Origin of the sequence: Roseicyclus marinus (assembly GCF_036322625.1) — a bacterium.
Classification (GTDB): Bacteria; Pseudomonadota; Alphaproteobacteria; order Rhodobacterales; family Rhodobacteraceae; genus Roseicyclus; species Roseicyclus marinus_A.
In genome coordinates this window covers 2,739,388-2,758,512 of the sequence record NZ_AP027266.1, presented here as the reverse complement: position 1 = coordinate 2,758,512, position 19,125 = coordinate 2,739,388, and the positions used below count along the sequence as shown (strand labels likewise).

The 19,125-nt window shown below is 63.9% G+C and carries 16 protein-coding genes and 1 pseudogene; 11 read left to right on the top strand and 6 right to left on the bottom strand.

The window, feature by feature from the left end; genetic code table 11:
* Window positions 1–3 precede the first annotated feature (3 nt).
* The 8 genes from AABA51_RS13255 to AABA51_RS13220 all read left to right on the top strand — a co-directional run bounded on the left by AABA51_RS13255 (window position 4) and on the right by AABA51_RS13220 (window position 7,276).
* Entirely contained in the window at window positions 4–627 is a 624-nt protein-coding gene (locus tag AABA51_RS13255) for a hypothetical protein (protein WP_338272399.1), read from the top strand.
* Between the two features lie 12 nt (window positions 628–639).
* Window positions 640–2,328, top strand: a complete 1,689-nt coding sequence (locus AABA51_RS13250) for a DEAD/DEAH box helicase (RefSeq protein WP_338272398.1) — start codon at window positions 640–642, stop codon at window positions 2,326–2,328.
* A 207-nt stretch (window positions 2,329–2,535) separates the two neighbouring features.
* Window positions 2,536–2,742, top strand: coding sequence for a DUF6511 domain-containing protein (locus tag AABA51_RS13245; RefSeq protein ID WP_338272397.1), 207 nt, complete (start codon window positions 2,536–2,538; stop codon window positions 2,740–2,742).
* A 2-nt stretch (window positions 2,743–2,744) separates the two neighbouring features.
* A complete protein-coding gene (locus AABA51_RS13240; RefSeq protein ID WP_338272395.1) occupies window positions 2,745–3,509 on the top strand; it encodes a hypothetical protein in 765 nt (254 codons plus the stop codon).
* The gene (locus AABA51_RS13235) at window positions 3,506–5,800 is read left to right on the top strand and encodes an AAA family ATPase (protein ID WP_338272394.1); all 2,295 of its coding nucleotides are present in this window, start codon (window positions 3,506–3,508) and stop codon (window positions 5,798–5,800) included. The genes AABA51_RS13240 and AABA51_RS13235 overlap by 4 nt, the downstream gene beginning before the upstream one ends.
* Window positions 5,801–6,163: 363 nt before the next feature.
* Window positions 6,164–6,700, top strand: coding sequence for a crossover junction endodeoxyribonuclease RuvC (locus tag AABA51_RS13230; protein ID WP_338272393.1), 537 nt, complete (start codon window positions 6,164–6,166; stop codon window positions 6,698–6,700).
* The gene (locus AABA51_RS13225) at window positions 6,697–6,897 is read left to right on the top strand and encodes a hypothetical protein (protein ID WP_338272392.1); all 201 of its coding nucleotides are present in this window, start codon (window positions 6,697–6,699) and stop codon (window positions 6,895–6,897) included. Before AABA51_RS13230 ends, AABA51_RS13225 begins: the two co-directional genes overlap by 4 nt.
* Complete coding sequence (locus AABA51_RS13220) at window positions 6,890–7,276, top strand: DUF6362 family protein (protein ID WP_338272391.1); 387 nt, start codon at window positions 6,890–6,892, stop codon at window positions 7,274–7,276. Before AABA51_RS13225 ends, AABA51_RS13220 begins: the two co-directional genes overlap by 8 nt.
* Before the next feature lie 398 nt (window positions 7,277–7,674).
* On the opposite strand, the pseudogene AABA51_RS13215 reads toward AABA51_RS13220, so the two are convergent.
* From AABA51_RS13215 to hutI, 6 genes and pseudogenes are all read right to left on the bottom strand, one after another.
* Window positions 7,675–8,838, bottom strand: a pseudogene (locus tag AABA51_RS13215) (IS5 family transposase); the annotation flags it as partial.
* Window positions 8,839–9,095: 257 nt separating this feature from the next.
* Window positions 9,096–10,301, bottom strand: coding sequence for an NAD(P)/FAD-dependent oxidoreductase (locus AABA51_RS13210; protein ID WP_338272390.1), 1,206 nt, complete (start codon window positions 10,299–10,301; stop codon window positions 9,096–9,098).
* A 415-nt stretch (window positions 10,302–10,716) separates the two neighbouring features.
* Window positions 10,717–12,387 carry a urocanate hydratase gene (gene hutU / locus AABA51_RS13205; RefSeq protein WP_338272389.1) on the bottom strand — a complete coding sequence of 557 codons (1,671 nt, stop codon included), beginning with the start codon at window positions 12,385–12,387 and terminating at the stop codon, window positions 10,717–10,719.
* The gene (hutG, locus tag AABA51_RS13200) at window positions 12,384–13,166 is read right to left on the bottom strand and encodes an N-formylglutamate deformylase (RefSeq protein WP_338276602.1); all 783 of its coding nucleotides are present in this window, start codon (window positions 13,164–13,166) and stop codon (window positions 12,384–12,386) included. The genes hutU and hutG overlap by 4 nt, the downstream gene beginning before the upstream one ends.
* Window positions 13,167–13,168: 2 nt before the next feature.
* A complete protein-coding gene (gene hutH, locus AABA51_RS13195; RefSeq protein WP_338272388.1) occupies window positions 13,169–14,695 on the bottom strand; it encodes a histidine ammonia-lyase in 1,527 nt (508 codons plus the stop codon).
* Window positions 14,692–15,852, bottom strand: a complete 1,161-nt coding sequence (gene hutI, locus AABA51_RS13190) for an imidazolonepropionase (RefSeq protein ID WP_338276600.1) — start codon at window positions 15,850–15,852, stop codon at window positions 14,692–14,694. Before hutI ends, hutH begins: the two co-directional genes overlap by 4 nt.
* Before the next feature lie 113 nt (window positions 15,853–15,965).
* On the opposite strand from hutI, the gene AABA51_RS13185 reads away from it, so the two are divergent.
* The 3 genes from AABA51_RS13185 to AABA51_RS13175 all read left to right on the top strand — a co-directional run bounded on the left by AABA51_RS13185 (window position 15,966) and on the right by AABA51_RS13175 (window position 19,123).
* The gene (locus AABA51_RS13185; RefSeq protein ID WP_338272387.1) at window positions 15,966–17,333 is read left to right on the top strand and encodes a formimidoylglutamate deiminase; all 1,368 of its coding nucleotides are present in this window, start codon (window positions 15,966–15,968) and stop codon (window positions 17,331–17,333) included.
* Window positions 17,330–18,031 carry a GntR family transcriptional regulator gene (locus tag AABA51_RS13180; protein ID WP_338272386.1) on the top strand — a complete coding sequence of 234 codons (702 nt, stop codon included), beginning with the start codon at window positions 17,330–17,332 and terminating at the stop codon, window positions 18,029–18,031. Before AABA51_RS13185 ends, AABA51_RS13180 begins: the two co-directional genes overlap by 4 nt.
* Window positions 18,032–18,319: 288 nt before the next feature.
* Entirely contained in the window at window positions 18,320–19,123 is an 804-nt protein-coding gene (locus AABA51_RS13175) for a transporter substrate-binding domain-containing protein (RefSeq protein ID WP_338272385.1), read from the top strand.
* Window positions 19,124–19,125: the final 2 nt, after the last annotated feature.

Genomic DNA, 19,125 nt, shown 5'->3' with positions numbered 1-19,125 from the left:
AACATGTCCGGACCCTGGAACGACTTTAACTCCGCCCAATCGAACACCAACGTCATCCCGAAAGGTACGCTTGCCAAGGTGCGCCTGACCCTGCGTCCGGGCGGCTTTGATGACGCCTCGCAAGGCTGGACAGGTGGCTGGGCGCGCCGCGCCGCAACCGGCGCCGTTTATCTTGACGCCGAATACACGGTTCTTGAGGGCCCTTTTGCCCGGCGCAAGATCTGGTCGCTGATCGGCCTCTACAGTCCCAAGGGCCCTGATTGGGCCAATATGGGACGCGGTATGATCCGTGGCATCCTGAACTCGGCGCGCGGCGTGTCCGACAAGGATGCCTCGCCCGAGGCTCAGCTGCGCCGCCGGATCAATGGCTTTGGTGATCTCGATGGTTTGGAGTTCATCGCCCGCATCGATGTTGGCCAAGACACAAATGGCGATGACAAGAACGAGATCCGCGCAGCGGTGACACCTGATCACCGCGAGTATGCGGGGTTGATGGGCGCCGTGGCCCCGCAAAGCCCTGCAGCATCGTTCAATAGTCTCGCACCGCAACAGCCTGCGGCCTCCCCCCAGACCAGCCAGCCTGTGTCCGAGCCCGGCAATGCCGGCCGGCCGAGCTGGGCGCAGTGAGGGGGATTGGCCATGCGCTTACGTCCCCGCCAGAAGACCTTTGTCGAGCGCAGCGTTGCTGCGCTTGCCGCCCGCGGCAACACGCTAGGTGTTGCGCCCACCGGCGCGGGCAAGACGATCATGCTCTCGGCGGTCACCGGCGAGATGATTGCCGACGGTGCGCGGGCCTGCGTGCTTGCGCATCGTGATGAGTTGACCGCGCAAAACCGCGCAAAGTTTCAGCGGGTCGTGCCCGGGGTTTCAACCTCGGTGATCGACGCCACTGAAAAGTCATGGGCTGGCCAAGTCGCCTTTGCCATGGTGCCCACGCTGGCGCGTGCCTCGAACCTGGCGGATATGCCGCGCCTCGATCTGCTGGTCGTCGATGAAGCGCACCATGCGGTGGCTGACAGCTACCGCCGCATTATCGACCGCGTGCGCGATGCCAATCCCGACGCCCGGATATTCGGGGTCACGGCGACACCGAACCGGGGTGACAAGAAGGGACTGCGCGAGGTCTTCGACAATGTCGCTGATCAGGTACGCTTGGGCGAATTGATCGCCTCGGGCCATTTGGTGCCACCGCGCACCTTTGTCATCGATGTCGGCGTGCAAGACGAGCTGCGTGCTGTGCGCAAGACTATGTCGGATTTCGATATGGCTGAGGTCGCGGGGATTATGGACCGCGCGCCAGTTACCGGTGAGGTGATCCGCCACTGGAAGGAAAAGGCAGGCGATCGGCAGACTGTCGTCTTCTGCTCCACAGTCGATCACGCCGGAAATGTCACCGAGGCCTTCAAGGCCGCTGGCGTTCCTGCCGCATTGATCCATGGCGAACTCGCGGCCGAGACCCGCAAGGCCATTCTGGCTGACTACGCTGATGGTGTGATCCGTGTGATCGTCAACGTGGCGGTGCTGACTGAAGGCTGGGACCACCCGCCAACATCTTGTGTGGTTCTGCTGCGCCCAAGTTCCTTCAAAAGCACGATGATCCAGATGGTCGGGCGTGGTCTGCGCACGGTCGATCCGGAAGAACACCCTGGTATCGTCAAGACCGACTGCATCGTGCTGGATTTCGGGACCGCGAGCCTGATCCACGGCACGCTGGAACAGGACGTCGATCTCGATGGTAGGGCGGAGGGTGGTGACGCGCCCACCAAGACCTGTCCTTGTTGTGAGGCGGACATTCCCCTCGCGTCCACCGAATGCCCGCTCTGCGGCGAGGCCTTCCCGCGCGAGGATGAGAGCGCCGGTGAGGGAAGCGCCGCCGCGCCGCTGTCTGGTTTCATCATGACCGAAATCGACCTGCTGGAGCGTTCAAGCTTCGCTTGGGTCGATTTCTTCGGAAACGATGACGCGCTGATGGCGGCGGGCTTCAAGGGGTGGGGCGGCATCTTCTGGAAGGACGGGGTCTGGTACGCGATCGGCGGAGCTAAGGGTGTGCGTCCACACCTCTTGGGTGTCGGCGAGCGCGCGGTCTGCCTCGCACAGGCTGATGACTGGCTGAACACGCATGAGACCGATGAGAGCGCCTTCAAGACGCGCGGATGGCTTGGGCAAGCGCCAACCGAAAATCAGCTGAAATACCTGCCGCCTGAATGTCGGCATGACTTTGGCCTGACGCGGTATCGCGCTTCGGCCCTCATGACCTTCGGCTTCAACAAGCATGGCATCACCCAGCTGATCAATGGCGCGGCAGGCCCCAATCGGAGGGCGGCATGATCCATGACGTCATCAAACCCAACCAGCGTCGAGGAGCGGCGCAGGCTCTGGCACCCGCGTGGGACGCTCTGTGCTGTCTGCCGGCAACCCACCCGTGGTTTTGGCTGGTTCGATCCGGTCCGTTCGATACGGCCCCGGCCATCGGTCTGGTTTTGCTCAATGCCGTGTCAGTCCTCTTGGACGCGCTTGGCCCGGGTGCGTTTCGCCATGGTTGATCTCACCGACGAAGAGCGGTCCGCAATTACCGCCACGATGAAGCGTGTGGCGCTTCTCATGGAGGAAATCGGCTGGGGCACGCCTCTTGCCGACCTCACAGAGGCGCAAGTGCGCGCCCTGATCGAGGAAGCCGTCGAGGGCTTCCGGGAAGCCATGTCCAACATTGCAAAGGCAAACGCGCCGGAGGTGCCATTTTGACTTTGGACTTCAACCACAAGCCTAGCTTTGCTGATCGCGTCACTGAAGCTGTGGACGACGCGCTGACGGCCGATCAGGCCACGCGCACGCCCCGCGATTACTTGGGCGGTTCTCGTCTCGGTCATGCCTGTGAGCGCGCCTTGCAGTTCGAATTCATGGCCACGCCGAAGGACGATGGCAAGGAGTTCAGCGGCCAGTCACTGCGTATCTTTGCCATCGGCCATGTGCTCGAGGACCTCGCCGTCGCTTGGCTCCGCCAGGCAGGGTTTGATCTCTATACCCGCAAGGGCAACCGCCCCGACGGTGGTCAGTTCGGTTTCTCGGTCGCAGGGGGCCGCATTCGCGGTCATGTCGACGGCATTGTCGCTGCAGGGCCCGAAGGCTTCGGCCTTGCCGTTCCCGCGCTTTGGGAATGCAAGACTATGAACGCGAAGAACTGGCGCTCCTGCGTCAAGGACGGCGTGACCAAATCGAAACCCGTCTATGCCGCCCAGATCGCCGTCTATCAGGCCTATATGGAGGCGCAGGTGCCGGGGATTTCCGCCAATCCGGCGCTCTTCACTGCCATCAACAAGGACACGGCCGAGCTTCACCACGAGCTTGTGCCCTTCGATGCCGATCTCGCGCAGCGGATGTCCGACCGGGGCGTGCGGATATTGCAGGCGACCGATGCCGGCGAGCTTCTGCCACGGGTCACGGTCAATCAGGATTTCTTTGAATGCCGGTTTTGCTCTTGGGCAGATCGGTGTTGGGGGGCGCCTGCATGAGCGATGACGGCGTTTTGCACTTCAACCCTTGGATGGACTTCAACGATGGCCCACCATCCGAGAACCCGTTTGGCTGCGACCCTGACCCTGGACAGATCAGCGTGTTTCTCGACACCGTCTTTAGCTGGTGTGAGGGGCTGATCCCGCTCCGGGGCTTTGTCGACAAAGGGCAGGGCCGGGACGGCAAGCCGCATAATATCTGGATCGCGGCTGACGCGACAGCGCCGGAGAAATTTGCGACCTTCGCGGCCTGGGCCAATCGCGAGGCCGCGGCTGTTTATGTCATCCCGGGCACTGTCGCCGAGCAGGGGCAGGCGCGTGCTGCTGATGTGCTGCAAATGCAGGCCATTGTTGTTGACCTTGATGCCGGCGACATTCCCGCCAAGCTCGACCATGTTACCCGCCACCTTGGGGCGCCAACGCTTGTTATTGAAAGCGGTGGCCGTACGCCCGAGGGCGCCGCAAAGCTCCATGTGTGGTGGAAACTGACCGAGCCTATTGAGGGTGATGATCTCGCCACCCTATGCCGTCTGCGCGGTGACATCGCCGTCAAGGTCGGTGGCGACACGCATTTTCGTTCGGCGCATCAGCCGATCCGGGTACCGGGCACGGTCTATCACAAGCATGGCCACCAGCGTCTTGTGCAGATCCGTGAACATCGTGAAGTGGACGTAGACCTATCGGACTTTGCCGAGCGGGTCGCCGAAATGCCGCCGCTTCCCGGTGTGGGTTTTGCGAGCGATGTTTCCACTGCGCCGTCAAAGCCCGCCGTAGAGGCCGTTTTAACCACTGCGGTTCGGGAAGGCGATGTTGACGACTGGTCACGCTTTCAGGGCGCTAGTGCCGCGATCGGCCATTATGTGCGCTTGGTGCACGAAGGCCGCCTTGAGCCAGCCGAGGGCTGGGAGGCCATCTGCGGCTACAACGCGGCCATGCTGCGCCCGGCGTGGCCTCTGGACCGCCTCCAGGCAGAGTCCGAACGCCTTTGGGCGCTGCATGTCAAAAAAAATGGCCCGCCACTCCTGCGACTGCCCCGCGCCGATACATCTGCTGGTCCTTTACCATCCATCAGCCTTGGTGCGCTGCTTGATGACACCAGCCCGATGCCCGAGGACATCATTGCGCCCCGCGTTCTGACGCCGGGCGGGCTTTTGGTGCTGGGCGGTGCGCCCAAGGTTGGCAAAAGCGACTTCCTGATTTCCTGGCTCGTGCACATGGCAGCGGGCGTGCCGTTCCTTGGCTTTACACCGCCTCGGCCGCTACGCGTGTTCTATTTGCAGGCCGAGATCCAGTATCACTACCTGCGCGAACGCATGCAGCAGATCGCGCTGCCATCCACCGTCATCGCCGCTGCGCGTGATACCTTCATCGCCACGCCCAAGCTGCAAATCTTGCTTGATGCCGAGGGCGTCGCGCGGGCGGCGGGAGCAATTGGTAGTGCATTCCCAGATGCGCCGCCCGACGTTATTGTCATCGATCCGATCCGCAACCTCTTCGATGGCGGTCCTGAAGGGGGCGGTGAAAACGATAACACCGCCATGATGTTCTTCCTGAAGGACCGCGTGGAGCCCCTGCGCGAGGCGGTCAATCCGGATGCCGGTATCATTCTCGCCCACCACACCCGGAAGGCGTCGAAGTCGCAGGTGAAGGAAGACCCGTTCCTTGCGCTCTCAGGCGCCAGCGCGCTGCGCGGCTTCTACACCTCAGGGCTGCTCATGCACCGGCCCGAGGAGGACAGCAGCATGCGCAGGCTGGAGATCGAGCTGCGTAACGGCCCGGCACTCCCGGGCAAGCTCATCGATAAGGTCAACGGTGAGTGGGTCGAACAAAACCCGTTAAACGAGAGGCTCGTTCGCGCCGAGGTCGGGGCTAAACATGATGCCGAAAGGGCCCGTAAGCACGACGTAATCTTGGCCATTCTCCTCGATGAGGCGGCTGAGGGCCGGCTCTACACTTCGACCCAATTGGGAGAAGCCTTCGAGAACCAGCGCGGCCTTGGCAGTCAATTCACTATCCGCGAGCGGCTCGGTGTCCTGGCGACAAAGGGGTTCGTGAAATTCCGCCGCGATCTGGCCGAACTCGGCTTCCCCGCGACCCGATCGCATTTCGGCTATCTGGTTGTGGAGGACATGCGTTTCGGGCGTGACCCAACCATCGATCCTGAGACTGGCGAGGTCTTGGATGAGGGGCAAGTGGTCCTGCCAACCCACTTCAAATGTCCCCATTCCGGCCGTGCCAGGGAAGTCGAGAACCCCGCTGTCTGGGTCTATCCGGAGGAGGCGGATGAGTGACTTTGTCATATGACAGAGGCCTCTGTCATCCTCATGACTTTGTCATATTCTCAATAAATTCAATGCCTTAGCGATGACATATGACAGAGGCCTCTGTCATACCCCTCTGTCATCAAAAACGGGAAAAAATCACATGAAAGCAGATACTTGTATGGTCTCGATGAGGAAGAAGAGGAAGCCCCCATACTACGTATGGGGAGGCCACCCCTTGGGGTTGGCCTCTCCTCCCGTACGTCAGGCTCAGCCGCGGGGGCCACCACATGGTGCGGATTGCATTCTGATCCGACGACGGCGGCCGGTACCGCCAAGCATCAACCGCCGTCGTCTTCCACCCGAGCAGCCAACCAGAAGAGGAGGCCGCACATGGCTCACCCGACTCTCCCGAGCGTCAATCCTGACGCAACCCTGAAAACGCCGTCGCTGTCCGAACCGGCACGGACGATCCTTGCCCTTGATCTCGGCACCACGACCGGCTGGGCCCTGCGCGGCTATGACGGTCTGATCACCACCGGAACAGCCAGCTTCCGCCCCGGTCGCTTCGATGGCGGCGGCATGCGCTATTTGCGCTTCACGAACTGGCTAACAGAACTCGACCGCCTGTCCGGTCCGATTAATGCGATTTGGTTCGAGGAAGTGCGCCGTCACGCAGGGACCGATGCCAGCCACATCTACGGTGGCCTCATGGCGACTTTGACGTCATGGGCTGAGTTGCGCGGTATTCCCTACGAGGGCGTTCCCGTGGGCACCATAAAGCGTCACGCCACCGGTAAGGGTAACGCATCCAAAGAGGCAATGATCGCCGCCGCCCGTGCGCGTGGTTACAGCCCAGCGGACGACAACGAGGCCGACGCCATCGCCATCCTGCACTGGGCCCTGGAAAGCCGGGGAGGTGCAGCATGAGGATTTATCCCAAAGGCTATGGCGGCCAGCGCCGCGATCCTGAACAAGTCAAACGGGACGGCTGGCACGAACAGGGTGTGTTGGCAGTGAGCGCCAACGACCACCGGCTGACTTGGCCAGAGCGCGCCTTGGTCGAACAGCTCGGCACAAAGCTTTATGGCAAGCGTGTCGAATGCAGGGAGGTGCGTCATGGCTGACCACATCTGGACCGCCGACGACGTCGCAGATCATTTCGAGGAGGCGTTCCGCACTCTGCGCAAGCTGCCGCCGGTGAAAGTGCAGGCATACTTCAACGCCTGGCCGCAGATCGTGCGGTCGGAAAAGGAGATCCTCGCGATGGAGCCCGAGCCCATGCGTGTCCGCCCTTCGACCGCTGCCATCACGCGGCTGGAGCAAACCTTTGACTGGGTACTGTGGCTAGACGAAGACGAACGCCGGCTGATCTGGTGGAGAGCGGCCCGCCGTCCCTGGAAGGAGATCACCTACGAATTGGGCGTGGATCGCAGCACCGCTTGGCGGCAGCACAAGCTCGCGTTGACCAAGATTGCGGCGCGGCTCAATGCTGCAGCTGCATAAAGTGTTGCAACACTTTTCCTTTCGACAATTGCAACAAATCCATGCTACCTGAAAGGCATGATGGGGAGAGTGCGTTGAGGAGACGTCTCTCCCCGTTTTCGTTCTGGACATGGGTGGTTCGAAGCGGTGCAAATGGTGACCAGTTTTCCAAAAAACTGTCTCTGTTCAAAATGTTGAACCGCGTAACCCATTGAAATTGAACGGGTCCCTCCTGTTTGTGACTGTATTCGGGGGGGCGAGGCCCGAGGGTTTCCCAGTGACACCCCTGAAAATACCCGGTTCGTTTCGGTTTGCGCTGAACTCCAACAAAACAAAGGCCTGACGGTCTGACACAACCCGCCTGAACCGAAACGGGGATCCGACCCCATTTCGCTTTGGCCCGTGGGCCCGTTTCGCTTTCGGGCATCCGTTTTCATGTGTCCGATCATTGGCTCGATGGCACTTCTACGGCGCAGGTTGCGCCGGAGTGCTGGGGTCATCCCGCGCTTTTGCCCGGCGATGTAGACCGCCGTGGTCTGGACCCCGTGGCCGCGATAGCCGCGATCCACGAAGGCCCGCTTCGGGCGGGTGTCCGTCAGGATTTCCACCTGCTCCAATGCCTCGCGCAGCGTGTGCCCATCATAGGGGTTTCCGGGCATCGACCGCATGCCGACGACGAAGCCCTCCTTGTGGGTCGTCGCCACAGACACCTTAGTCCCGAACTCGTAACGCACCCGCGCCTTTCCTTTCGAGATGCAGTCCACCTCCGACTCGTGCAGCGCGTAGAGCTTCCTCTTATCCTTGGGCTTTTGCCGCAGTAGCCAGTCCACCAGGGCTATCTCCGTCTCGATCCGTTGCCGCAGGGCCGCGTTCGCGATGCCGCCTAACTGGCGCAGGATGTCGCGCATCACACGGCCGATATAACCCTTCAACCGCCGCAGGGCCTTGCGCATCCGCTTGAACTGCCGCGCATGGGCATAGCGCCCGACCTGGCCCGCCAGCTGCGGCGCGAGCCGCGCATCGCTCTGGCGAAGAGACAGGTCCGCTTCTTGAGCGAGCGCCACCAGACGCCGACGGGCCTTCTGATAAAGCCGCGCATCCGTAGGATGGGCGATTGCCTTTTCCATCACCGTGGTGTCCACGATCACCGCCTCGACGCTGCGTTCCGAGATCACCCCGGCCCCGCGGCCCGCCTCGATCGTGTTGGTCAGCAGCCACTCGACGCCATCCTCGCCGATCCGCTTGCGCCACCGCGTCAGCGACGAGGGATCGAGCGGGAAGCGGTGCTGGAAGAACGTCTCGCCACAAAAGTGCTGGTAGTACGGGTTCTCCACCCACCGCGCGACCACGGCCTCGTCCGACAGCCGATAGGTGTGCTGCAGGTAGAGCAGCCCCGCCACCAGACGCGGCGACGTCGCCGGGCGTCCCGTATGCGACGGGAAGAACCCGGCCCATTCGGTCTCGAAGAACTCCCAGTCGATCAGCGCCGCCAGCTTCACCAGCTCATGGCGCATGTCGATCATGACAGTCAAACGCGGGCGCAAGAGATCGTCCTGTTCGGGGCCGCGGGATTTGGGCTTCATCGCTCGATCCGAAATTGCAGGGTTCTGGACCAAAACCTACCAAATCCTGCAACTCAAAGGCACAAAAAACACAACTTCATACAACAAAATCAACGCGTTGCGACTTGTTCAGGCCGAACCAATGAATATGTCAGCTTTCGCCCGTGTTCGCAGTGGTGCCTGTTGGTGCTGGGTGCGTGCCCGGAAGATGGTGACCTGCAGTTTTAGGGCGGGTTGCCGGTTTGTCCAAGCTACCGCCTGCATCTCATAGCACAGCCCTAGCCCTGAAACAGGGGTTTGAGGTTTTGGGCTGGGTCGGCCACCAGCGCCGGGTCAGGCGAAACGCCTGCCGCGATCAGGCGCTTGCCGATCATGTAGCCGCGCGGGTCGTTCATCGCATCGACGGCCACCAGCCTGCCTTGCGCGTAATACCAATGCGACCGCGCATTGCCCCCATCGCGGATCACCACGCGGTCATAGCCCGTGTTCAGCCCCGCGATCTGGAGTTTGACATCATATTGATCCGACCAGAACCACGGCTCGGGGCGATAGGGTTCATGCGCGCCGAGGATGTTTTTCGCCACCGTCTCGGCCTGATCGATGGCGTTTTGCACCGACTCCAGCCGGATCCGCGCGCCCTGATAGGGAAAACTCGCGCAATCGCCCGCAGCCCAGATGGCGGGATCGCTGGTGCGGCCCTCTTCGTCGGTCGCGATGCCGTTCTCGATCATCAGCCCCGCCGCTGCGGCCAAGGCAGTCGCAGGCGCGATGCCGATGCCTGCGATCACCATGTCGCAGGCAATCGCGGCCCCGTCCGCCAAGACCGCCCCCGTCACATGATCCGTGCCGACAAGCTGGGTTAGCCCCACGCCTTCGCGGATATCGACGCCGTGGGCGCGGTGCAGCGCGCGGAAATACTCCGAGGTTTCGGGGGCGGCGACCCGTTGCAGGATGCGCGGCGCCATTTCGATCAGCGTCACTTCCATGCCGCGCTTTCGCGCCACCGCCGCCGCCTCAAGCCCGATGTAGCCGCCCCCCACGATCAGCGCGCGGCGCCCGGGCTGCAGGCCCGGCGCCATGACATCGACATCGGCCAAGCCGCGCACCACATGCACGCAGCCCAGATCGCCCTCGATCGCCGCAGGCAGACGGCGCGGCACCGATCCCGTGGCCAGCACCAACGCGTCATAGGGGATGGCCCCCTCTCCCAAGATCACCTGCCGCGTCGCCGTATCGATGCCCCGCACGGGCTGACCCAGCCGCAGATCGACCGCCGCCTCTCGGTAGTAGCTTTCGGGGCGCAAGAGCAGCCGCTCCAGTCCCATCTCGCCCAAGAGATACGCCTTGGACAAGGGTGGGCGCTGATAGGGCGGCACGGGTTCTTCGCCGATCAGCGTGAGGGCGCCGTCAAAACCCAAGCCGCGCAGCTTGGCCACACATGCCGCCCCCGCCTGACCAGCGCCGATCACCACGATATTCTTCAAGATCAAAACCTTTCGCGTTGGCCGAATTTCCCCGAGGGCGTTCGGAGCACCACATTTGTCGAAAATCAAATCGCCGTGCCTAAAGTCGAATGCCTTGGGAAGTCGGCTTGATTTTGGTCTTGAGGTCACGGCATCTGTAAATGGAGCTTATTCTGCTTGGCGCAAATGGCTGAAGCGTCAGTTCTGGATAGTCCATGCCTTGATTGTTGTTATTTCGTCCAAGGTCGCACACCGCCGGCTGAAGCATAAGTCAGCGAGGTCGGACTGCTTGGACTTTCGTGGCAGCAGGCCATTCTTGTAGTTTTTGCCGAAGGCGGCTTGAGCAGTCTTGAGTTCATCAGGCAGGAAAAAGTCCTAAGGCAGCATGCGGATCCCAAGGATCTGGTGTTTTCGTGGTGTATGCGGGAACTATTGCTCAACCTAGGATACGCGGCAGGCATAGACTGTGTTCGCGAGCGCAATCCAGCGCGATCTCATAGCCTGCATCGGCATGGCGCCAGACGCCGCTGGCCGGGTCGTTCCAGAGGACACGCTCCAGCCTTTTGGCCGCTTCGGGCGTGCCGTCGGCGCAGATGACCACACCGGAGTGCTGGCTGAAGCCCATCCCGACGCCGCCGCCGTGGTGGATACTGACCCATGTGGCGCCGGAGGCGGTGTTCACGAGTGCATTAAGCAGCGGCCAGTCGGACACGGCGTCCGAGCCATCCTTCATCGCTTCCGTCTCGCGGTTCGGCGAGGCAACCGAGCCGCCGTCCAGATGATCACGCCCGATGACAATGGGGGCTTTCAGCTCGCCTGAGGCCACCATGTCGTTGAAGGCAAGGCCGGCGCGGTGCCGGTCACCCAGCCCGATCCAGCAGATCCGGGCAGGCAGCCCCTGGAAGGCGATCCGCTCGCGCGCCATGTCGAGCCATTTGTGCAGATCGGCGTTGTCCGGGAAAAGCTCCTTCATCTTGGCGTCGGTCTTGTATATGTCCTCGGGATCTCCGGATAGGGCGACCCAGCGGAACGGGCCGATTCCCCTGCAAAAAAGTGGGCGGATATAGGCAGGCACGAAACCGGGGAAGGCAAAGGCGTTTTCCAGCCCTTCGTCCAACGCGACCTGCCGGATGTTGTTGCCGTAATCCAGCGTGGGCACGCCCGCGTTCCAGAAATCGACCATCGCGGCGACATGCACCTTCATGCTGGCGCGCGCGGCGCTTTCCACGGCCTTGGGGTCGCTTTCACGCTTGTCACGCCACTCGGCCATGGTCCAGCCCTGTGGCAGGTATCCGTTCAGGGGATCGTGGGCGGAGGTCTGGTCGGTAACGATGTCGGGGCGCACGCCGCGGCGGTAAAGCTCGGGGAAGACATCGGCCGCATTGCCCAAAAGGCCGACGGATTTCGCCTCGCCCGCTTTCGTCCAGCGGTCGATCATCGCCAGCGCCTCATCCAGGCTGTCGGTCTTTTCGTCCACGTAACGGGTGCGCAGGCGGAAATCGATGCTGTCGGGGTTGCATTCGACGGCCAAACAACAGGCGCCTGCCATGACCGCAGCGAGTGGTTGCGCCCCGCCCATGCCACCCAGACCGCCGGTAAGGATCCATTTGCCCTTGAGGTCGCCGCCGTAGTGCTGACGGCCTGCCTCGGCAAAGGTTTCATAGGTGCCCTGAACGATGCCTTGCGTGCCGATGTAGATCCAAGACCCGGCGGTCATTTGGCCGTACATGGCCAGACCCTTGCGGTCCAATTCGTTGAAATGGTCCCAGTTCGCCCAACGCGGTACGAGGTTGGAGTTGGCGATCAGCACGCGCGGCGCGTCTGCGTGCGTCTTGACGATGGCGATGGGCTTGCCCGATTGCACCACCAGCGTCTCGTCGACCTCCAGCTCCTTGAGGCTGGCGACGATGGTGTCGAAATCCTCCCATGTCCGCGCCGCCCGACCGATGCCGCCATAGACCACCAACTCGTGCGGGTTCTCGGCCACGTCGGGGTGCAGGTTGTTCATCAGCATCCTAAGCGGGGCCTCTGTCAGCCAGCTTTTCGCGTTCAGCTCGGTTCCGGTCGGCGGAAAGACGTCACGGGTGTTCTTGCGGGGGTCGCTCATCGGGGCCTCCAGTCAGACAGGGTTTCTAGAATGGATCGCAGATGGGTGCGGGTGCGTGCGGCGGTAGCCTCGGCGTAGTCCCATGGCGCGCGTTCCAGCATGTAGGTGGACTGCGCGAGTTCCATCTGGATGGCGTGCAGCCCTTCGGTGGGGCGGCCGTAGTGGCGCGTCGTCCAGCCGCCCTTGAAGCGCCCGTTGAGGATCGTCGAATACCCCGCGGCGCCCTTGCAGGTGCGGACCACCACAGTCTCGATTGATGGGGCGCAGGAGGCGCCGGAATTGGTGCCGATGTTGAAATCGGGCAGCGTTCCGTCAAATAGAAAGGGGATTTCCGATCGGATCGAATGACAATCATAGAGCACCGCGAAGCCGTGGATAGCCTTGACGCGGTCCAGCTCGGCCTTCAGGGCAGCGTGGTAGGGCGCATGATAGGTCTCGCGCCGCCGGGCCACTTCAGCGGCGTCCGGTTCTTGCCCGGCGTGATAGAGGGGCAGCCCGTCGAAATCGGTAAGCGGGCAAAGCCCGGTGGTGTTCTGACCGGGATAAAGGCTTTCGCCCGATGGGTCGCGGTTCACGTCAATCACGTAGCGGTGGATGGTAGCACGCACACTTGTCACGTTCTCTACCAGCCCGGTGTAGAGCCGGTCGATATGCCAGTCGGTATCGGCCAGAGCGCGCCCAGTGTCTTTCAGGCGCGCAAGGCAATCGCTCGGCACATCCGTTCCGGTATGCGGCAGACCCAGTACGAGCGGGCCGTCACCGCGAACAACTTCGATCAAGCTCATAAGGTCAACTCCAATCCTGCCGCAATGGAGAGACTGTCATCATTGATGCATGCGGCTGCAGCCTTGAGATCGGGCGCCAGATAGCGATCCTTCCTAAGGGTCGGGACCGACTGGCGAAGTCGGACCATTACCCGTTGCAGAGGTGCCGAAGTCGCGAGGGGTGCGCGCTGTTCGATGCCTTGGGCTGCGCACATCGCCTCGACCCCAAGGATCACGGACAGGTTCGCGGTCATCCGCGCCAGCCGTCGGGCGCCATGCGCGGCCATGCTCACATGATCCTCCTGGTTGGCGGAGGTCGGCGTGCTGTCGGTGGAGCAGGGATTGGCGATGTGCTTGTTCTCGCTCATCAAGGCTGCGGTCGTCACCTCGGCGATCATCAGCCCGGAATTCAGCCCCGGCTCCGGGGTCAGAAAGGGCGGCAGGTCGAAGGACAGGGTCGGATCCACCATCAGCGCCACACGGCGCTGCGCGATGGCGCCGATTTCGGCGAGGGCCAGTGCGATCTGATCGGCGGCAAAACCAACGGGTTCGGCGTGGAAATTGCCGCCTGACAGGATCTCGCCGGTCTCGACGATCACAAGGGGGTTGTCGGTGACGGCATTGGCCTCGATCTCCAGCGTGCGGGCTGCCATGCGCAGCAGGTCCAGTGCGGCACCCGTGACCTGCGGCTGGCAGCGGATGCAATAGGGATCCTGCACGCGGGTGTCGCCGTCGCGGTGGCTGTTGCGGATCGCGCTGCCCTCGAGCAGGGCGGCCATCGCGGCGGCCGTCTCGATCTGGCCGCGATGGCCGCGCAGCCTGTGGATTTCGGCGTTGAGGGGCGCGGTCGAGCCCATGATCGCATCGGTCGACATGGCTGAGGTGACGATGGCCGCCCGCGCCGCCCGCCAGCCTGCGAACAACCCGACGAGCGCGCAGGCGGTGGAAAACTGCGTGCCGTTGATCAGCGCCAGCCCTTCCTTCGGGCCAAGCGTGAGCGGGGCCAGGCCCGCCGCCGCAAGGGCCGCGTCGCCCGGCAGGGTCTGGCCCTGAAACGTCGCCTCGCCCGCGCCGATCATCACCGCCGTCATATGTGCCAGCGGTGCGAGATCGCCCGATGCCCCGACCGAGCCCTGAACCGGGATCACCGGTAGCACGCCGCGTGCCAGCATCCCCTCGATCAGTTCGCAGATCTCCCACCTGACCCCCGAGGCGCCCCGCCCCAAAGACAGCAGCTTGAGCGACATCATCAGTCGCACCGTCGACGCCTCCAATGGCTCGCCGACGCCGCAGCAATGCGACAGGATCAGGTTGCGTTGCAGGGTCGCGGTATCTTCCGGTGCGATCCGGACCGAGGCCAGCTTGCCAAAGCCCGTGTTGACCCCATAGACCGGCGCATCAGCCTTTGCTGCCGTCGCCACAACAACGGCGGATGCCTCGACCCCGGCGCGTACGGCGGGGTCCAGCGTCACCGGCCCGTCCGAGCGCCAGATCGCTTCGAGTGTGGCCAGCGTCGTCGCGCCGGGGTGCAGGGTGTGGGTCATGCGACGCCTCCGAAAATCCGCTGGTAAAGCGGGTTGATCCCGATCCCGCAAGACAGCTCGGCCGGGTCGGTGACATTCCAGATGGCAAGATCCGCGCGCAGGCCCGGCGCGATCATCCCGCAATCGGCCAGCCCGAGCGCGCGCGCGGCATGGCGCGTCGTGCCCGCAAGGGCCTCGGCCGGGGTCAGGCGGAAGAGCGTGCAGGCCATGTTCATCGCCAGCAGGATTGACCCCAGCGGAGAGGATCCCGGGTTCCAGTCCGTCGCCACGGCCATCGGCACGCCATGCGCGCGAAAGGCCTGCACCGGCGGGGCCTGGGTCTCATGGATCGTGTAGAAGGCGCCGGGCAGCAGCACCGCGACCGTGCCGGCCTTGGCCAGCGCGCGCGCGTCGGCATCGGTGGCGTATTCGACATGATCGGCCGACAGCGCGCCATGGCGGGCGGCAAGCGCTGTGCCGCCCCCATGGCTCAACTGTTCGGCATGCAGCTTCACCGGCAGCCCGAGCGCGCGGGCTGCCTCGAAGACCCGCCCGATCTGCGCGGTGTCAAAGGCGATGCCTTCGCAGAAGCCGTCGACCGCATCGACCAGCCCTTCGGCATGGGCGGCCCTGAGCGTCGGCAGACAGACGCCGTCGATGTAGCTATCCGCATCGGTCCCGGCAGGGATGGCGTGAGCGCCCAGAAAGCTGGTGACGATCCGCACCGGACGCAGACGGCCCAAGGCGCGGGCCACGCGCAGCATCTTCAGCTCGGTGTCGAGGTCCAGACCGTAGCCCGATTTCACCTCGATCACCGCGACACCCTGCGCGATCAGCGCATCGACGCGGGGCAGGGCGGATGCGAGCAGATCGGCCTCGCTAGCCGCTCGGGTCGCAGCCACGGTCGACACGATCCCGCCACCCGCTCGCGCGATCTGCTCGTAGCTGGCGCCCTCCAGTCGCATCTCGAACTCCCGCGCGCGGTTGCCCCCATGCACGATATGCGTGTGACAATCGATCAGCGCGGGCGTGACCAGCCGCCCGCCAAGCTCGCGCCGCTCAAGTCCCTTTTGCGCGGTCGGCAGATCGGCGCGCGGACCCACCCATGCGATTCTGTCGCCAGTCAGCACGATGGCTGCATCCGCGATCAGGCCATAGCCGCCAACCGGGGCGGCCATGGTCGCGGCACTCAGGCCGGTCAGGACAAGGGATGGGGTCATCGGAAAACCTTGCATCACACCGGCTATCAGATTAATATGTACATACATAATAAGTCAACGGAGAACGCACCGTGCAGGTGATCCATGCAAGTCAGGTGCTTTTGCCCGGCGGGTGGCAGACTGACCTGGAGATATGCATCGACGCGACCGGCCGGATCGCGGCGGTAGGGCCCCAGCAGCGGACGCCGACCCATTGCGCGGCGCTCTTGCTGCCTGCTCCGGTGAACCTACACAGCCATTCCTTCCAGCGCGCCATGGCGGGTCTGACCGAGGCGCGCGGCCCCGACCCGCGCGACAGTTTCTGGACCTGGCGGCGCCTGATGTACCGGTTTCTCGACCAGCTGACCCCCGACCATGTCGAGGCCATCGCGGCGCAGGTGTTTCTCGAGATGCTCGAGGCGGGCTATGCCGGCGTGGCCGAATTTCACTACCTGCATCATGCCATCGGCGGGGTGCCCTACGACGATCCGGCCGAACTGTCGGGGCGGATCATCGCGGCCGCCGAGCGCAGCGGGATCGGCCTGACGCTCTTGCCGGTCCAGTACCAGTTCGGCGGCTGTGACCGTCGTCCGTTGCAAGGTGGGCAGCGACGCTTCGGCAATGATCCCGGGCGATTCCTGCGCCTGCATGGCGCGGCCGCCGCGCTCATCGACCGGGCGCCTGACGATTTCGTGCTGGGGACGGCACCCCACTCGCTGCGCGCCGTTGACCCGGTCGGCCTGCGCGAGATCGTGCAGCATGCGGCGACCGGTCCGATCCACATGCATCTGGCCGAACAACTGGCCGAGGTGGACGAGATGCTATCCCATCACGGCGCGCGCCCGGCGGAATGGCTGCTGGCCGAGCATGGGGTGGATGCGCGCTGGTGCCTGATCCATTGCACCCAGATGACCGAGGCCGAGACGCGCGCGCTGGCCCGGACCGGGGCGGTCGCAGGCCTTTGTCCGATCACCGAATCAAGCCTGGGCGACGGGATATTCAACGGGACTGCCTATCTTGGCTCAGGTGGTGCCATCGGCTTTGGCTCGGATTCCAACATCGACATCACGCTGTTCGGTGAACTCAGGACGCTGGAATATTCGCAACGCCTGCGCGACCGGTCGCGCGCGGCGCTGGCGACCCCGGACCACTCCACCGGTCGGGTGCTTTTCGATGCGGGGCTTGCGGGCGGCGCGCAGGCCGGTGGGCGCGACAGCGGCCGGATCGCGCCGGGCGCGCTGGCCGATCTGATCGGGCTGGACGACGACAACGAATGGCTCTGTAACCGCAGCGGTGACCGCGCGCTCGACAGCCTGATCTTCGGTGGCGGCGCGCGCGCCTGTCTGCGCGATGTCTGGAGCGCCGGACGCCACGTCGTGCGCGAGGGGCGCCATGTCGCGCGCGATGCGATCGTGGCCGAGTTCATGCGCGTGATGCGGGATCTGGAGACGGCGATTTGACCGCCGAGCCGCGCCTCTCCTGGACCGAGGTGCGCGACACGATCCGCGCCCGGATCCTTGCGCGGCACTATGCGCCCGGCGACAAGCTGCCTCGCGACGAGGATATGGCCCGCGATCTGGGCTGTGCGCGCGCCACCGTGCACCGCGCGATGCAGGATCTGGCGGCGGCTGGCCTGGTCGAGCGCAGGCGCAAGGGTGGCACCCATGTGCCGAACGACCCGGTCACGCGGGCGACCTTCGACATCCCCGTGACCCGCCGCGAGGTCGAGGCGCGCGGCAGCCGTTACAGCTACCGCCTGATCAGCCGCGAGATTGCCGAGAGCCCGCCCGCCGTCATGGCGCGCTTCGGCCTGCAGGATCCGTCCCCCATGCTGCATGTGCGCGCCCTGCATCTGGCCGATCATCGCCCCTATATTCTCGAGGATCGCTGGATCGATCTGGCAACGACGCCCGAGATCCTCGAGGTCGACCTAGCGCAGCACAGCGCGAACGAGTGGCTCGTGCACCACAAACCCTACAGCCGCGTCGATGTCCGGTTCCACGCGGTCAACGCCGAGGGCGAGATCGCGCGCCACTTGGACACCCCGCGGGGCAGCGCGCTTCTGGTGCTGGAGCGCACGACCTGGATCGGCTCCGAACCGATCACCACGGTGCAATCCGTGGCGGCGCCGGGCTACGAGGTCGCGGCGCAAAGCTGACCGGAGAGGGGCAGCCGCGGGTTGTTCCTTGTGCAGATCACGGCGAACTGGCGGAGAATGGCGGCTGCCAAGGCGCTGAGCGGAGTTTTTTCATTGACGATTTATTGCGCCTCGCGCAACTATATTCAACAAGGCGCAACGTAGCCAGGCGGTCGGTCGCATGGGCCGGTGGCCGGGCGGGCAGCAGGCGGGGCGCCTCTGACCCCGCAGTCAGCCCGGCCTCTGGCAAAGGTGCGCCGCACATGACAGGACTTCGAAAAGCGAACTCGACAACAGGGAATGACACACATGAACAGACGCGATATTTTCGTGGCCGCCGCATTGGGAACCGGCGGATTGGTGTTGACTGGCGGCAAGCAGGCACATGCCCAGACCGAAGGGTCGCGGCTGGCCCGCGTGCTCAGTGCCGGCAGGCTTCGGGTTGGCACGACTGGCGATTTCAATCCGATGTCCTTTCGTGACACCGCCACCAACAGCTATGCGGGCTATGACATCGAGGCGATGACGCAGCTTGCCGCCGATCTCGAGGTCGAGATCGAATGGGTCGTGGCGGAATGGGCCACGATCACGGCGGGTATCGCTGCGGACCGCTACGACATCTTCTCGGGGGCTTCCATGAATGTCGCCCGCGCCCGTGTGGCGGCCTTCAGCATGCCCTATACCGAAGCGGGCACCGTGCCGCTGTCGCTCTCGGCCAATGCCGACCGGTTCGGCAGCTGGGAGGCGATCAACCAGCCCGGCGTGCGCGTCGCGGTTTCGATGGGCACCGTCTTCGAGGAACAGGCCCGCGCCCATTTCCCCGAGGCCACGATCCAGGCGGTGCAATCGCCCGCCACCGGCTTCCAGGAGGTTCTGTCGAACCGCGCCGATGTGACCATCACCTCGAACGTCGAGGGCGGCACCCTGGTGCAGCGCTTTCCGGACCTGCGCATCCTCGTGCCCGGCTCGGAAATGCGCAACCGCAGGCCCTTTGCCTATGTTGTGGCGCAAAACGATCCGACCTGGCTGAATTTCATCAACACCTGGGTGACGCTGAGACGCACTGACGGGTTTTTTGCCGGTCTCAACCAGCGCTGGCTCGGCCAGTCCTGAGC

What these genes read in the sequence shown, in the direction of transcription:
- AABA51_RS13255 (WP_338272399.1), top strand. Translation starts at nt 4, where the DNA reads ATGTCCGGACCCTGGAACGACTTTAACTCCGCCCAATCGAACACCAAC.
- AABA51_RS13250 (WP_338272398.1), top strand. Translation starts at nt 640, where the DNA reads ATGCGCTTACGTCCCCGCCAGAAGACCTTTGTCGAGCGCAGCGTTGCT.
- AABA51_RS13245 (WP_338272397.1), top strand. Translation starts at nt 2,536, where the DNA reads ATGGTTGATCTCACCGACGAAGAGCGGTCCGCAATTACCGCCACGATG.
- AABA51_RS13235 (WP_338272394.1), top strand. Translation starts at nt 3,506, where the DNA reads ATGAGCGATGACGGCGTTTTGCACTTCAACCCTTGGATGGACTTCAAC.
- AABA51_RS13230 (WP_338272393.1), top strand. Translation starts at nt 6,164, where the DNA reads ATGGCTCACCCGACTCTCCCGAGCGTCAATCCTGACGCAACCCTGAAA.
- AABA51_RS13225 (WP_338272392.1), top strand. Translation starts at nt 6,697, where the DNA reads ATGAGGATTTATCCCAAAGGCTATGGCGGCCAGCGCCGCGATCCTGAA.
- AABA51_RS13220 (WP_338272391.1), top strand. Translation starts at nt 6,890, where the DNA reads ATGGCTGACCACATCTGGACCGCCGACGACGTCGCAGATCATTTCGAG.
- hutU (WP_338272389.1), bottom strand. Translation starts at nt 12,387, where the DNA reads ATGAGCGACCCCCGCAAGAACACCCGTGACGTCTTTCCGCCGACCGGA.
- hutH (WP_338272388.1), bottom strand. Translation starts at nt 14,695, where the DNA reads ATGACCCACACCCTGCACCCCGGCGCGACGACGCTGGCCACACTCGAA.
- hutI (WP_338276600.1), bottom strand. Translation starts at nt 15,852, where the DNA reads ATGGCCGCCCCGGTTGGCGGCTATGGCCTGATCGCGGATGCAGCCATC.
- AABA51_RS13175 (WP_338272385.1), top strand. Translation starts at nt 18,320, where the DNA reads ATGAACAGACGCGATATTTTCGTGGCCGCCGCATTGGGAACCGGCGGA.